Origin of the sequence: Bradyrhizobium sp. CIR18 (genome assembly GCF_014198295.1) — a bacterium.
Lineage (GTDB): Bacteria > Pseudomonadota > Alphaproteobacteria > Rhizobiales > Xanthobacteraceae > Bradyrhizobium.
Genome location: NZ_JACIHF010000001.1, coordinates 779,741 through 793,991 on the forward strand (window position 1 = coordinate 779,741; position 14,251 = coordinate 793,991).

The following is a 14,251-nucleotide window of genomic DNA, read 5'->3' on the forward strand; positions in this document are numbered from 1 at the left end:
CCGCGTCTATGCCTCGCTGCCGCCGGCCCGGCCGGCCCTGGCCCTGAGCCAATCGAACAGCACACTCCCGAGGATCGCGCTCGAGCCGGCGAGGAAGGGAATGACGTAGTACGCGTAGCGATTGAGCCCATAAACGAGGAAGGTCGGAAACGCGGCGCTGACCATTGCCAGCAGGATCATCAAGGTGCCGCCGGCAACCAGGCGGCCGGAAGACCGCCGGACCCAACCCGCACGGCTCGCGGGGACGCCGATCAGGAGCACGAGCGCAAGGCAGAGTGCCGCCGAGGACAGCCACAGCATCGCACCCGGACGATCGTCGTATTCGGTCGAGACTTTCACCCCGCAGCACAGCACGACCAGATCCGAGCTCGGCGCGTAACCACGCGCAAAGAGACGGTTCAGATTGAGCTGAAGCTGATCCGCGGTCGGCAGCAGCCGCGACAATGGCCACCAGGGCTTGTAATAGTCCTGAACCAACTGTCCGGACTTCAATCCGGTCGGACTGCCGAAGAACGGGAACCTGTCGCGGTCCATGAAGAACTCATAACCCTGCGGACTGGGCGTCCGCCGCGCCACCGAATTTGCGTCGAACAGCAGGAAGAACATTTCCCGCAGAAAGTGCTTCGTAAGGTGGCGATAGAGCGTCGACGGCGTCGTCAGCGTTTCGATGAAGATGTCACGCACGACCCTCTCGAGATCCGCCTCGCTGTCGCCGGTCTTCGCCAGCCGGTGCATCGCGCCGAACGGCCACTGGTAGACACCGATGTCGGGCCATCCCCGAGGCGTGTCCTCAGCCCGCATCTGCTCGACGTACCCCCGCGCCTGCGCCTTCCGGTCGAGATGAACACCATGCTCGAAATCGCCGGAATAGCCGACCACGAAGGCCATCACGGCCAGGGTCTCGTTGCCCGCGGGGCGCTTGCCGATCGCCAAATTGATCGCCGCCGGCGTCAGGTAGACGACTGATGCGACAAAGCCTGCCAGCGCAAGTACGCCGAGCCGGCGCAGCAGTCCCGCATCCAGCACCACCACCAGCCACAACAGAATGATTGCAGCCTGTCCTATCGCCGCCGACCGGCAGGTCAGCAAGGCGCCGAGCGTCAAGCCAACGGCCGCTGCGGCCGGCAACGCTGGCCATTTCCTGAAGGCGGCGCCCGCGGCGATGAATGCCGCAAGACTGACCAGGAAGTTGGAGATCGTCTCGGCACCGATTGTATTGTCGTAGTGGACGATGCGGCCGTGCAACGCCGCCAGACAAAACGCCACGAGCGCGAAGAAACGTGGCGCGCCGGCAAAGCGCACGATGGCCGCGACGAAAAGCGCAGTGCCGACGCTCATCAGGTGCTGCGCGATGACGAAGACGAGGATGTGCGGGCCGAACAGTTTTGACAGCAGCACAAGGAAGGCGGCCACGCCGTACGGCCGCTTCATCATATCCTCAAGATATTGTCCTCTCAGGATGGATTCGGCCTGGATGATATAGGCCGCGCTGTCTTCGTGGATGAAGTGATCCGGCCAGGCCGCCAGGAAAGCAAGGTGGACCATCAAGGCCAGGCCGATTGCGCAAACCCAGACCCAGAACCACGCGATGGAGTTCACCCACCCGAGCACCCCCCATGAAGAACCAGTGCGCTGGTCCAGTGCTCGATCCATTTTCAATGCCCGCAGATGGTCATGTTCGAACCGCGATGTCACGTCGAAGCCTGGCTCGTCGGCGCCGACGCGGTCTGTGAGCGCCCCGCCAACCATCGCGCCGCCCAACGATTGATCGGGCGTTCGAACATCATCCAGGACGCCGATGAGATCGCGATGACGAGCACGAGCAGACCCCAGCGCCAGATCTCGCCATTCGCCTTGTCGAAGTGCCTCCATGCCGCCAGCCACGGCAAGAACATGAACACCGGCCAGTGCCACACATAAATGCCGTAAGAGATATCGCCGAGTCTGACGAGCAAGCGCGGCGCATATGGTAGCAGCGTCAAGGCGGCAACGGCCAGGCAGCACGCCAGCGGCGTCGACCATATCGTCAGCTGCGGGCCAACAACGTAGGCGACGACCGCCAAGACCAGAAACGCCAGACTGGAGATCCAGCGCGGCGAAAACCGCGCGACCATCATGTAGGCGAACACGCCGGCGGCGAAGTCGGCATAGTGACCGTCGGCAAAACGAGAGATGATCGGCGGCTGCGGCTCGATGCCGCGTCCGATCCACGTGGCGGCGATGCACCAGACGAACAACAGTCGGGGTCCGCCAAGCGGGATGAGCACTGCGGAGACGAGATAGAAAATCACCTCGTATTCGAGTGTCCAGCCAACCGCGTTCATGGGGGCGGGCTGCGGAACGATCAGGAGCGAACGCACTATCCGGCCCAGCTCGATCTCCTGCGGTGGCCCGCCGATGCTGCGGCTGAAGAACACAATCATGACCAGCGTTGCGAGCGCATTGAGGGGATAGATGCGAAAGAAGCGTTTGGCGAGGAAACTGAACGGTGTGTAGCCGGGCGCCGTCGAGACGTAGCAGACAATGAACCCGGAAATGGCAAAGAAGAGGTCGACCCCGTCGGCGCCTCGATTTGCCAGGAACCTCCAAGTAACGAGTTGGGATGCATCGAAGTGGTTCAGCGCTAGATGCGTGTGAAAATAAAACACTGCCAGAGCAGCGACCGCCCGCCCGAGCTGCACGCCGGGCAGCCGACCCTGAAGTTGAACATCTCCCATCCCGCACACAACCTAGCAGCGCCCCCGGCCCTGTGCAATGTCACACGGCCCGAGCAGGTTCACGCCTAAAGCGGCTCCGATGACGGGCGACTACCCCGCCTTCGCGGTCACGATCCAGATCGCGCCCTGCAGCGAAACCGATTGCCCCTTCAGGAACGGCGCGAGCATCTCGCGGATCGACGCCTTCGCAGCTGCGTACGTCTCCGGCGGATGTCCCTGCAGCGCGCGGCTGGCGGGGCCGATCTGCAAGGCGCCATCAACCGCGGCATCGAGGCCGCCGCCGATCGCCACATCCATCGCCAGATTGCGCGGCTCCATCGCCATGTCGACGAAACCCGCTCCCTTCAGGATGCGCATCACGCGCTCTTCCGAGGCGAAAGCGAACGGGCCCGGCTCCTCCGGCCCGACCGGCGGCATCTTCGGCACGTGTTTGTAGACCGCCATCAGCGGCGCCATCATCCACGGATTTTCCTTTGGCTCGCGCCAGCATACGAAGGCGAGCCGCCCGGTCGGCTTCAGCGCTCGCCGCAGATTGGTGAAGGAGGCAATGGGATCGGCAAAGAACATCACGCCGAAGCGCGAGGCCAAGAGATCGAAGCTCGCCGGCTCGAACGGATGCACGGTGGCGTCGGCCAGCACGAAATCGAGCGGCAGGCCCTTTGGCGCAAACGCGCGCGCCTGTGACAGCATCGGCTCGGACACGTCGAGGCCGAGCGCAAAACCGTCGGGCGCCACCGCCTTGGCAAATGCAAAGGTTGTCGCGCCGGAGCCGCAGCCGACATCGAGGACGCGCTCACCGGGTCTCGGCTTGGCGCGTTCGATCAGCGCGTCAGCAATCGGTCCGAGCAGGCTCTCCTGGGCCGCGTGGCGATCGGCCCAGCGCTGGCCGCTCGGGCCGTTCCAATAGGCGATCTGGTCGGCGTTTTGCTCGTGGCCGCTTGGCTGCTGCATGGTATTCCCGGTCATTCCCATTCGCGATGCCCATCCCGTCGCGGTTTTGCAACCACTCAGGGGCGATACCACGTCGGGATGGCAGGCGCACCCTTCAAGGAGTCAAGGCGGGCCGCGCTCCGGACCCGGAATTACGAGATTACGCTGGTCGAACGGTCCTGGCTGATGCGTCGCGCTTGCCGCAGGCACGCCCGACAGACATGTCGGTAGATGAGATCGAGCAGAGCACACATTGGCCAACCCTCCGTTGTGACTTGCGGGCGGACATTGGCCTATGCCGGTACTGGCGCCTGTGATGTTCGTCACATTAGGCGCCTTTGCCTCCAGAGCACACTGCGACTACTCTGATCACATTGCGATTTGGGGCTGCAATGGGCGCATTTCGGATTTTTCTATTTTTATTGACGGTCTTGTGTCTCGGCTGCGGCTCGGCGCGCGCTGAAAAGCGCGTAGCTCTCGTCATCGGCAATTCCGCCTACAAGAGCGTGCCCCGGCTGACCAATCCGGTGAACGACGCCTCGCTGGTCGGCGGCATGTTCAGGAAGGCCGGCTTCGACACCGTGGACGTCAAGCTCGACCTGAGCGTCGTCGACATGCGCAAGGCCCTGCGCGAGTTCGGCAGCAAGGCGCGCGAGGCCGAGGTCGCCGTCATCTATTATGCCGGCCACGGGATCGAGCTGGACGGCAACAATTATCTCATTCCGACCGACGCCGCGCTGGAAACCGATACCGATGTCTTCGACGAGGCTTTCCCGCTCGATCGGCTGTTGTTCGCCATCGAGCCGGCCAAGCAGCTTCGCCTCGTCATTCTCGATGCCTGTCGCGACAATCCCTTCGCCAAGACGATGAAACGGACGGTGGCCGCACGCGCCATCGGCCGCGGCCTTGCCAAGGTCGAGCCGACCAGCCCGAACACCATGATCGCCTTCGCCGCCAAGGCCGGCTCAACGGCCTCGGACGGCGACTCCAAGAACAGCCCGTTTGCCGCAGCCCTGGTCGAGCGGCTGCCGACGCCGGGGCTCGACCTGCGCAAGGCGTTCGGCTTCGTCCGTGACGACGTGCTCAAGAGCACCGGTTACAAGCAGGAGCCCTATGTCTACGGCTCGCTCGGCGGCGACGACATGCCGCTGATCGCGGCGAAGCCTGTCGTCGCCGGGCCCCAAGCAAATCCCGATAGCGAGATTCGGCGCGACTACGAATTGGCGCTTCAGCTTGGGACACGCGACGGATGGACCGCCTTCCTCAACCGCTTTCCGAGCGGCTTCTATACCGATCTCGCCAAAGGCCAGTTGAACAAGATCGCCGCCGAGGAAACCCGTGCGACCACGGCAGACAAGGCCCGGCAGGCGGAAGAGGAGAAGGCCCGCCTCGCCGCCGAGCGCGCCAACAAGGCCGAACAGGAGAAGGCGGCAGCCGCGGCCAAGGTGGCCGAGGAGAAGCGTCTCGCTGCCGAGAAGGCCAAGCAGATCGAGGAGGCCAAGGCCGCCGCTGCGGAGCAACGACGGAAGGACGCCGAGGCGGCAGTCGCGAAGGCCCTGGCCGAGAAGCAGGCCGCGGAGAAGGTGCTCGCCGAGAAGCTGGCGAACGACAAGGCCGCCGCCGAGACGGCCGCAAAGCTGGCCGCGGAGAAACAGGCCTCTGCCAGCGCGGAGCAGAAGGTCGCAGCGATAGCGCCCTCTTCCCCGCCGACAATGTCGCCGCAGGAAACGACGAAGCTGGTTCAGTCGGAGCTGCGCCGCGTCGGCTGTCTCTCCGCCTCCGCGGATGGGGACTGGAATGCTCCGTCTCAACGTTCGCTGACGCTGTTCAACAAATACGCCGGCACGAAGTTCGATGCCAAGCTCGCGAGCTTCGATGCGCTGGATGCGATCAAGGCCAAGCCGGGACGCGTCTGCCCGCTGGTCTGCGACCATGGCTTCAAGGCCGACGGCGATGCCTGCGTGAAGATCACCTGTCGCGCTGGCTACCGCGTCAATGACGACAACGAATGCGAGAAGGTGCAGGACAAGAAGCCGGTCGCCAAGCGCGACGACGCGCCCGCACGGGACACGGAACGCAAGAAGACCGACGCTGCTCCGTCCAAACCGCAATCGAGCGGGCAGATCGTGTGCGGACAGGCCGGCTGCCGTCCGGTCCGGCCCGGCTGCCGCCTCGAAGGCAATTCGCCGGCGCTCTTTGCGAAGGGGAATATGGGCGGATACACAAACGTGGAAGTCTGCAACTGAGTTTCGCTTTGGGCTCCGGACCCGACGTAGCCGGTCTCATCCGCGCGCATTACGGCCGCATTGGTTTCACCGAATGGCCACATCGGAATCAGATGCCAACCAGATTTCGTCGATAGGTTTCGCCATTCCTCAAACTGGAAAAGGCATGACCATGCGCAGCTTCACGGCATCCGTCATCGTTGCAGCTCTCTGTCTCGGAACACCGGCTCTGGTGCAGGCACAGGGCGCATCGTCGCAACCCGGCGCGGAACAGCCGTCCACGCAGTCCAGCACGGAAATCCGGAGCATACAGGTTGTGGACGTCAAGGAATTGCAGCCGGCCGTGCGCGCGAAGGTCGATGAACTCGTGGCGCACACAAGCGACAAGGACATCCAGTCGCTCCGGCAGTCCATCGACGCCACACCGCAAGCAGCCTCCGTGCTCAAGGCCAAGGGCTTGAGCTCGTCACAAGTCGTCGCGATCAACATCGCCGACGGCGTCCTGACGATGTTCACCAAGACAGCCTGACAATCAGGCGGGGTTCCGGGCCGAGGCGTTGCGCAGCGGCGGCGAACACGATCGCCGCCTCCTCGGGCGCGCTCGGCCCTTGCTCCGACACCCGCCGAGGCGCTAAAGAGGCGCCGTGGGGCGGTTAGCTCAGCTGGTTAGAGCATCTCGTTTACACCGAGAGGGTCCGCGGTTCGAATCCGTGACCGCCCACCAGCCTTCGCTCGCTTCGCGAGCTTCGGCTCGGCAGGCCGGCATTGGTGCTCGTGGTGAAGGCGGGCTCTGAGCCGCGAGCTTCGGCTCGACAAGCCAACCTCAATCCTGCGGCCTCCCCGGCAGCAGCGGCACCGCGTCGATCCACACCGCCGCCGACTGGCACCAGATCTGCCTGACGGGGCGCAATTTGTCGCGCTGACGGATAGAGCCCCAACGGATGCCCCAATCGTCGGCCTGGTCGCCCTCGCCGCTGGTGAACAGCGGGGAACCGCAATCGGCGCAGAAGTGCTGGAAGCGCATCCGGCCGTTGTCACCACGCTTGCCGTAGATCTTGGGCGCGCCGCCGGTCAGGCGGACATCAGCGCCGGCACAGACGGCGGTCACCCGGAACGGCGAGCCGGTCAGCGTCTGGCAATCGGTGCAGTGACAGACCGAGACGGCCTCCGGATCGACCTCGGCCTCGAAGGTGATCGTCCCGCAATGGCATTGCCCGTCGATCTGCATCGGCCTCCTCCCCCTGCCCCCAAAACAAAAACGGCGCCCGAAGGCGCCGTTTTATCATCTTTTCGCTAAGCCTCAGTGAGCGGTCAGGCCGCCGGCGGCTTCATCGCCATCCGGCTTCACCGTCACCTTGGTGTCCTCTTCCCAGACGATCGGCACCGGCTTCTTCACCAGCGCCTTGGCGACGACGTCGTCGAGGCGCGAGACCGGGATGATCTCCATGCCGCCCTTGATCGCATCGGAAATCTCCGTGAGATCCTTGGCGTTGTCCTCGGGGATTAGCACCGTCTTGATGCCGCCGCGGGCCGCAGCCAGCAGCTTCTCCTTGAGGCCGCCGATCGGCAGCACGCGGCCGCGCAGCGTGATCTCGCCGGTCATCGCGACATCGTGGCGGACCGGGATGCCGGTCATGACCGAGATGATCGCGGTGGCCATGGCGACGCCCGCGGACGGACCGTCCTTCGGCGTCGCGCCCTCCGGCACGTGCACGTGGATGTCGCGGCGATCGAACATCGGCGGCTCGATGCCGTAGTTGATGGCCCGCGAGCGGACGTAGGACGCCGCCGCCGAGATCGACTCCTTCATCACGTCACGCAGATTGCCCGTGACCGTCATCTTGCCCTTGCCCGGCATCATGACGCCTTCGATGGTCAGCAGCTCGCCGCCGACATCGGTCCAGGCAAGGCCGGTGACGATGCCGACCTGCGGCTCGCTCTCGATCTCGCCGAAGCGGTACTTCGGCACGCCGAGCAACTCTTCCAGAGTCTTCTCGGTGACCTTGACCGACTTCTTCTTGGAGATCATCAGCTCCTTCACCGCCTTGCGGGCGAGTGTGGAGAGCTCACGCTCCAGGTTACGCACGCCCGCTTCGCGGGTGTAGCGGCGGATCAGAAGCAGCAGCGCGTCGTCGTCGATCGAGAACTCCTTGGAGTCCAGGCCGTGCTTGGACACCGCGTTCGGGATCAAATGCTTGCGCGCGATCTCGACCTTCTCGTTCTCGGTGTAGCCGGCGATCCGGATGATCTCCATGCGGTCCATCAGCGGGCCCGGAATATTGAGCGTATTCGCGGTCGTGATGAACATCACGTTGGACAGATCGTAGTCGACCTCGAGATAGTGGTCGTTGAAGGTCCCGTTCTGCTCGGGGTCGAGGACCTCGAGCAGAGCCGAGGACGGATCGCCGCGGAAATCGGCGCCCATCTTGTCGATCTCGTCCAGCAGGAACAGCGGATTGGACGACTTCGCCTTCCGCATCGACTGGATGATCTTGCCGGGCATCGAGCCGATATAGGTGCGGCGGTGACCGCGGATCTCGGCCTCGTCACGCACGCCGCCGAGCGAGACGCGCACGAACTCACGCCCCGTCGCCTTCGCGATCGACTTGCCGAGCGAGGTCTTGCCGACGCCGGGAGGACCGACGAGGCACAGGATCGGGCCCGTGAGCTTGTTGGCGCGCGACTGCACCGCGAGGTACTCGACGATACGTTCCTTGACCTTCTCCAGACCATAGTGATCGGAGTCCAGGATGGCCTGCGCGGCCTCCAGGTCCTTCTTCACCTTGGACTTCTTGTTCCACGGGATCGACAGCAGCCAATCCAGATAGTTGCGCACGACGGTCGCTTCCGCGGACATCGGCGACATCTGGCGCAGCTTCTTCAATTCATGCTGCGCCTTCTCGCGCGCTTCCTTGGAGAGCTTGGTCTTGGCGATCTTCTCTTCGAGATCGGCGAGCTCGTCGCGACCGTCGTCGTCGCCGAGTTCCTTCTGGATCGCCTTCATCTGCTCGTTGAGATAATACTCGCGCTGGGTCTTCTCCATCTGGCGCTTGACGCGTGAGCGGATGCGCTTCTCGACCTGCAGCACCGAGATCTCGCTCTCCATCAGACCCAGCACCTTCTCCAGGCGCGTGGTGACGGACAGAGTCTCCAGGATACCCTGGCGATCGGCGATCTTGACCGCGAGATGCGAGGCAACGGTGTCGGCGAGCTTGGCGAAATCGGTGATCGCCTGCACGACGCCGACGACCTCGGCCGAGATCTTCTTGTTGAGCTTCACATAGCTCTCGAAGTCGGACACGACCGAGCGCGCCAGCGCTTCCGCCTCGACCGACTTCGCATCGGTATCGGCCAGCGCAATGGCGGTCGCTTCGTAATAGTCGGCGCGATCGGTGTATTTCTGCACGCGCGCACGCTCGAGCCCTTCGACCAGCACCTTCACGGTGCCGTCGGGAAGCTTCAAGAGCTGCAGCACGCTGGCAAGCGTACCGGTCTCGTAAATGGCGTCGGGCGCCGGATCATCGTCGGACGCGTTCTTCTGCGTCGCGAGCATGATCAGCGCGTCGTTCTTCATCACCTCTTCGAGCGCGCGGATCGACTTCTCGCGACCGACGAAGAGCGGAACGATCATGTGCGGGAAGACGACGATGTCGCGCAGCGGCAGCACGGGATAGGCGTGCGTTTCGCCATGAACGATGGTTGGCCTGGGTTTTGGATTAGTCATGGCCTTTTCCTTTTGCTTTGCCCCCTTGCACGCAGCCCGCCATGCTCATGCGCAACCGCCACAAGGTGCCGAGGTGATCCGCAAAACCGATCGGTCCGTTTTTCGCGTTGGACCGGCTCGCCGGATCGGAACTGAGGCGAATCTGGAAGAGAATTTTCGCTCGCCGCCGACATTAGGTGGCTATCGACCCGGGGGGTGTCAAGTCATTGAAAAACGCGCGCCATCAGGCGCTTACGCAACGCGGTAAGCGACGCAACACCGGCTGCGGAGATACATTTCCGCAGCCCAGTTTGAGGATACAATTGGAGCGTTCCAGCGCCGAAAGATCAGGCGCTGGCGTTCTCGACGGCGCGATCGGACCGATCGGCGTAGATGTAGAGCGGACGCGCCGTTCCTTCCACGACTTCGCGCGAAATCACGACCTCTTCCACACCTTCCAGGCCCGGCAGATCGAACATGGTCTCGAGCAGGATCGCCTCGAGGATCGAACGAAGGCCCCGCGCACCGGTCTTGCGCTCGATCGCCTTGCGGGCAACCGCGCCAAGCGCCTCGTCGGCGAAGGTCAGCTCGATGTTCTCCATCTCGAACAGCCGCTGGTACTGTTTCACCAGCGCGTTCTTCGGCTCGGTGAGGATCTTCTTCAGCGAGGTCTCATCGAGGTCCTCGAGCGTCGCCACGACCGGCAGACGGCCGACGAACTCGGGGATGAGGCCGTACTTCAGGAGGTCCTCAGGCTCGACGTGACGGAAGATCTCGCCGGTCCGGCGGTCTTCCGGCGCCATCACCTGGGCCGCGAAGCCGATCGAGGTCGACCGTCCGCGCGCCGAGATGATCTTCTCGAGGCCGGCGAAGGCACCGCCGCAGATGAACAGGATGTTGGTGGTATCCACCTGCAGGAATTCCTGCTGCGGATGCTTGCGGCCGCCCTGCGGCGGGACCGAAGCCACCGTACCTTCCATGATCTTGAGCAGCGCCTGCTGCACGCCCTCACCCGACACGTCGCGCGTGATCGAGGGGTTGTCGGACTTGCGGCTGATCTTGTCGATTTCGTCGATGTAGACGATGCCGCGCTGGGCGCGCTCGACGTTGTAGTCGGCGGCCTGGAGCAGCTTCAGGATGATGTTCTCGACGTCCTCGCCGACATAGCCGGCCTCGGTCAGCGTCGTCGCATCGGCCATAGTGAACGGCACGTCCAGGATGCGGGCGAGCGTCTGCGCAAGCAGCGTCTTGCCCGAGCCGGTCGGACCGATCAGCAGGATGTTCGACTTCGCGAGCTCGACGTCGTTGTGCTTGGTCTGATGGTTGAGGCGCTTGTAGTGGTTGTGCACCGCGACCGACAGGACCTTCTTCGCATGGCTCTGGCCGATCACGTAGTCGTCCAGGACCTTGCAGATTTCCTTCGGCGTCGGAATGCCGTCGCGCGACTTGACCAGCGAGGATTTGTTTTCCTCGCGGATGATGTCCATGCAGAGCTCGACGCACTCGTCGCAGATGAAGACCGTGGGACCCGCGATCAGTTTGCGGACTTCGTGCTGGCTCTTGCCGCAGAACGAGCAATATAGCGTGTTCTTGGAGTCGCTCGTGCCGACCTTACTCATTCATGTCTCCGTCCGCGGTTCGATCCCGTTCCGCTCGATCGCTCCATTCCGACACGATGGTCGGCATGAAGCTTAAGTAGAGCAAATCCCGTACCAAAAAAGACCCTACGCGTTACATCCCGTGCGAATCACGGTCACTCGATTCTCCGCGATCATAGCCGATCAATCGTAGCCAACCATGCTGTCACCCGACTATCAAGAATTCGCTAATCGGGGGTCGCCGGCTACCCGTGACAATACCGTGATTTCCGGTCTTGGCACGGGCGAAGTGATCGAAATCACCCCGGCGTTGCTGGATTACCACGAAAAACAAGCACGAAAGCGGAACTTTCTGCTTGTCGCAGGGCGCAAATACCGTTTTGCGACGCGCGCACGCGTCCATAGCGTGAACGCCAACTGACGGTATGAGGCGATCCCAAGGAGTTGCCCAAGGGCTGAACAAGGGATCGCCGCAGAGCCCCAGTAGTGCTACGGGGTCTTCGCCGCCGCCGGTTCCTCGGCACGCTTGTCGATGACCTTGTCGACCAGGCCGAACTCCTTGGCGTCGTTCGCGGTCAGGAACTTGTCGCGTTCCAGCGCGTCCTCAATCGCCTTGTAGGTCTGGCCGGTGTGCTTCACGTAGATCTCGTTGAGCCGCTTCTTCAGGTTCAGGATTTCCTGCGCGTGCAGCATGATGTCGGTGGCCTGGCCCTGGAAGCCGCCGGAGGGTTGATGCACCATGATGCGCGCGTTCGGCAGCGAGAAGCGCATGTCCTTCTCGCCGGCGGCGAGCAGCAGCGAGCCCATCGAGGCCGCCTGCCCCGTGCACAGCGTCGAGACCGGCGGGCGGATGAACTGCATGGTGTCGTAGATCGCAAGGCCCGACGTCACCACGCCGCCCGGCGAATTTATGTACATCGAGATTTCCTTCTTCGGATTTTCCGCCTCGAGGAACAACAGCTGTGCGACGACCAGCGTCGACATGCCATCCTCGACCGGACCGGTCAGGAAGATGATGCGCTCCTTCAAGAGGCGCGAGAAGATGTCGTAGGCGCGCTCGCCACGGTTGGTCTGCTCGACCACCATGGGCACGAGGTTCATGTAGGTTTCAACCGGATCGCGCATGAGTCACCTAGGGTTTTTAAGAGGCGGACATCGCCAGGCTTGACTGCCAGTTTGAGCTGGATCTGCTGAAGGCCGATGGACGTCCCGTGATGCAGGAACTTGGTAGAGGTAGAAGGCGTACCGACAGATATAGCCCAATTCGCGCCTGACAAGTGCGGAGCGCATTAAGGCTTAATCCGTCGGGCAGTTGAAGCTGATTCGCACAAAGAGGCCCAGCCGGCCATCTGGCTAGCTGGGCCTCTTTGCTGATCATCCTTAATGGATGGCTGCCTCAGAGCCCCATTCCGATGATATCGGAACGGGCCTCAGGCCGCGGTCTTTTCCGCTTCGTCGTCCTTGTAGAGGTCCTCGCGCGAGACCTTCTTCTCGGTCACGTTGGCGAGCTCGAGGATGAAGTCGACGACCTTGTCCTCATAGATCGGTGCACGGAGCTGGGCCAACGCCTGGGCGTTGCTGCGGTAATAGTCCCAGACCTCCTTCTCGCGGCCGGGCATCGAGCGGGCGCGCTCGATCACGGCGCGGCCGACCTCGTCGTCGGTCACGGTGATCTTGTTCTTCTCGCCGATCTCGGAGAGCACGAGACCGAGCCGCACGCGGCGGTCGGCGATCTTGCGGTACTCCTCCTTGGCCTTGTCTTCAGTGGTGTCCTCGTCGGCAAAGGTCTTGCCGGCGGAGTCCATCTCGGCCTTGACCGAGTTCCACATCAGATTGAACTCCTCGTCGACCAGCGAGGGCGGCGCCTCGAAGCGATGGGCTTCGTCGAGGCGGTCGAGCAGCGCGCGCTTGACGCGCTGACGCGTAGCGCCGGCGAACTCGACGTTCAGACGCTCGCGCGCGGCTTCCTTGAGCTTGTCCAGCGATTCCAGGCCAAGCGTCTTGGCGAACTCGTCGTCGATCGCGATGTCCTGCGGCGCCTCGATCGAGGTCGCGGTGGTCTCGAACTCGGCCGGCTGGCCGGCGAGCTTGTCGTTCATGTAGTTCTTCGGGAACGACACCTTCAGCGTGCGGGTCTCGCCCGCGCCGATGCCGATCAGTTGCTCCTCGAAGCCGGGAATGAAGGTGTTGGAGCCGATCACGACCTGGATGCCTTCGCCGGTGCCGCCCTCGAAGACTTCGCCGTTGATGGAGCCCTTGAAGTTGATGGTGACGCGGTCGCCGGAGGCGGCCTTTTCGCCCTCGGCCTTCGCGGCATAGCCGCGGTTGGTGTCGGCGATGCGCTTGATCGCCTCGTCGACATCGGCGTCGGTGACATCGGCGACGGGCTTCTCGACCTGGAAGGACTTGAAGTCGGCGAGCGCGATTGCCGGCACCACCTCGATCGCAACCGTGTAGGTGAGATCGGTCTTGCCGCTCAGGAGCTCCTCGACCTCGGCCTGCTCGCTCGGCATGGTGATCTTGGGCTCGGTCGCAAGGCGGAAGCCGCGCTCGGAGAACAGCTGCGTGTTGGTGTCGCGGATGGTCTGGTCGATGGTCTCGGCCATCACCGAGCGGCCGTAGACCTTCTTCAGGTGAGCAACCGGCACCTTGCCGGGACGGAAGCCGTTGATGCGGACCTTGTCCTTGAGGTCAACGAGCTTGGCACCAGCCTTGGCGTCGAGATCAGACGCGGGAACGCTGATCTTGAACTCGTGCTTCAAACCTTCCGAGAGGGTCTCTGTGACCTGCATGGCGTCCAATCTTCTTCTCGTTCGGTCCCGGCGCGCATGCATCGGGACGCTGTCATCAATCGATCCGGCGCGAGGCAAACGCCTCAACGCCGGTGCTTCATCGAACCGGCTCCCGGCGGACAAACTCCGCGCGAAAGCAGGTCTCGTAATCCGTGCAAACGCGATAAGCGCTTGGTGCGGGCGGAGGGACTCGAACCCCCACAACTTTCGTCACTGGAACCTAAATCCAGCGCGTCTACCAGTTCCGCCACGCCCGCGTGAATTTGCATCCAAACCGGCCGCGATG

11 protein-coding genes and 2 tRNA genes are annotated in these 14,251 nt (G+C 63.2%); 4 read left to right on the plus strand and 9 right to left on the minus strand.

From position 1 onward, the window contains the following. Positions 1 to 6 precede the first annotated feature (6 nt). From GGD65_RS03780 to GGD65_RS03790, 3 genes are all read right to left on the minus strand, one after another. Positions 7 to 1,599, minus strand: coding sequence for a hypothetical protein (locus tag GGD65_RS03780; protein WP_183233039.1), 1,593 nt, complete (start codon positions 1,597 to 1,599; stop codon positions 7 to 9). A gap of 92 nt (positions 1,600 to 1,691) precedes the next feature. Beyond that, a complete protein-coding gene (locus tag GGD65_RS03785) occupies positions 1,692 to 2,717 on the minus strand; it encodes an acyltransferase (protein ID WP_179738815.1) in 1,026 nt (341 codons plus the stop codon). A 90-nt stretch (positions 2,718 to 2,807) separates the two neighbouring features. Next, a complete protein-coding gene (locus GGD65_RS03790) occupies positions 2,808 to 3,668 on the minus strand; it encodes a class I SAM-dependent methyltransferase (protein WP_183234943.1) in 861 nt (286 codons plus the stop codon). A gap of 371 nt (positions 3,669 to 4,039) precedes the next feature. Here GGD65_RS03790 and GGD65_RS03795 point away from each other — a divergent pair, with 371 nt between their 5' ends. The 3 genes from GGD65_RS03795 to GGD65_RS03805 all read left to right on the plus strand — a co-directional run bounded on the left by GGD65_RS03795 (position 4,040) and on the right by GGD65_RS03805 (position 6,596). Beyond that, positions 4,040 to 5,893 carry a caspase family protein gene (locus tag GGD65_RS03795; RefSeq protein ID WP_183234435.1) on the plus strand — a complete coding sequence of 618 codons (1,854 nt, stop codon included), beginning with the start codon at positions 4,040 to 4,042 and terminating at the stop codon, positions 5,891 to 5,893. A 145-nt stretch (positions 5,894 to 6,038) separates the two neighbouring features. After that, a complete protein-coding gene (locus GGD65_RS03800; protein WP_018320121.1) occupies positions 6,039 to 6,401 on the plus strand; it encodes a hypothetical protein in 363 nt (120 codons plus the stop codon). A gap of 118 nt (positions 6,402 to 6,519) precedes the next feature. Beyond that, positions 6,520 to 6,596, plus strand: a tRNA-Val gene (locus GGD65_RS03805). A gap of 99 nt (positions 6,597 to 6,695) precedes the next feature. Here the strand turns inward: GGD65_RS03805 and GGD65_RS03810 are convergent. From GGD65_RS03810 to clpX, 3 genes are all read right to left on the minus strand, one after another. Then, positions 6,696 to 7,100: a GFA family protein gene (locus GGD65_RS03810; RefSeq protein WP_018320120.1), complete on the minus strand. Its 405-nt coding sequence runs from the start codon at positions 7,098 to 7,100 to the stop codon at positions 6,696 to 6,698. A 72-nt stretch (positions 7,101 to 7,172) separates the two neighbouring features. After that, entirely contained in the window at positions 7,173 to 9,596 is a 2,424-nt protein-coding gene (gene lon, locus GGD65_RS03815) for an endopeptidase La (RefSeq protein WP_018320119.1), read from the minus strand. Positions 9,597 to 9,922: 326 nt separating this feature from the next. Further along, positions 9,923 to 11,194, minus strand: a complete 1,272-nt coding sequence (gene clpX, locus GGD65_RS03820) for an ATP-dependent Clp protease ATP-binding subunit ClpX (protein ID WP_018320118.1) — start codon at positions 11,192 to 11,194, stop codon at positions 9,923 to 9,925. A gap of 178 nt (positions 11,195 to 11,372) precedes the next feature. On the opposite strand from clpX, the gene GGD65_RS03825 reads away from it, so the two are divergent. Further along, the gene (locus tag GGD65_RS03825) at positions 11,373 to 11,594 is read left to right on the plus strand and encodes a hypothetical protein (RefSeq protein ID WP_143109056.1); all 222 of its coding nucleotides are present in this window, start codon (positions 11,373 to 11,375) and stop codon (positions 11,592 to 11,594) included. A gap of 68 nt (positions 11,595 to 11,662) precedes the next feature. Here GGD65_RS03825 and GGD65_RS03830 read toward each other — a convergent pair whose 3' ends face one another. The 3 genes from GGD65_RS03830 to GGD65_RS03840 all read right to left on the minus strand — a co-directional run bounded on the left by GGD65_RS03830 (position 11,663) and on the right by GGD65_RS03840 (position 14,222). Next, positions 11,663 to 12,298: an ATP-dependent Clp protease proteolytic subunit gene (locus GGD65_RS03830; RefSeq protein ID WP_018320117.1), complete on the minus strand. Its 636-nt coding sequence runs from the start codon at positions 12,296 to 12,298 to the stop codon at positions 11,663 to 11,665. 305 nt (positions 12,299 to 12,603) lie between these two features. Then, complete coding sequence (tig, locus tag GGD65_RS03835; RefSeq protein ID WP_092257370.1) at positions 12,604 to 13,965, minus strand: trigger factor; 1,362 nt, start codon at positions 13,963 to 13,965, stop codon at positions 12,604 to 12,606. 172 nt (positions 13,966 to 14,137) lie between these two features. Beyond that, positions 14,138 to 14,222 (minus strand) — tRNA-Leu (locus GGD65_RS03840). Positions 14,223 to 14,251 lie beyond the last annotated feature (29 nt).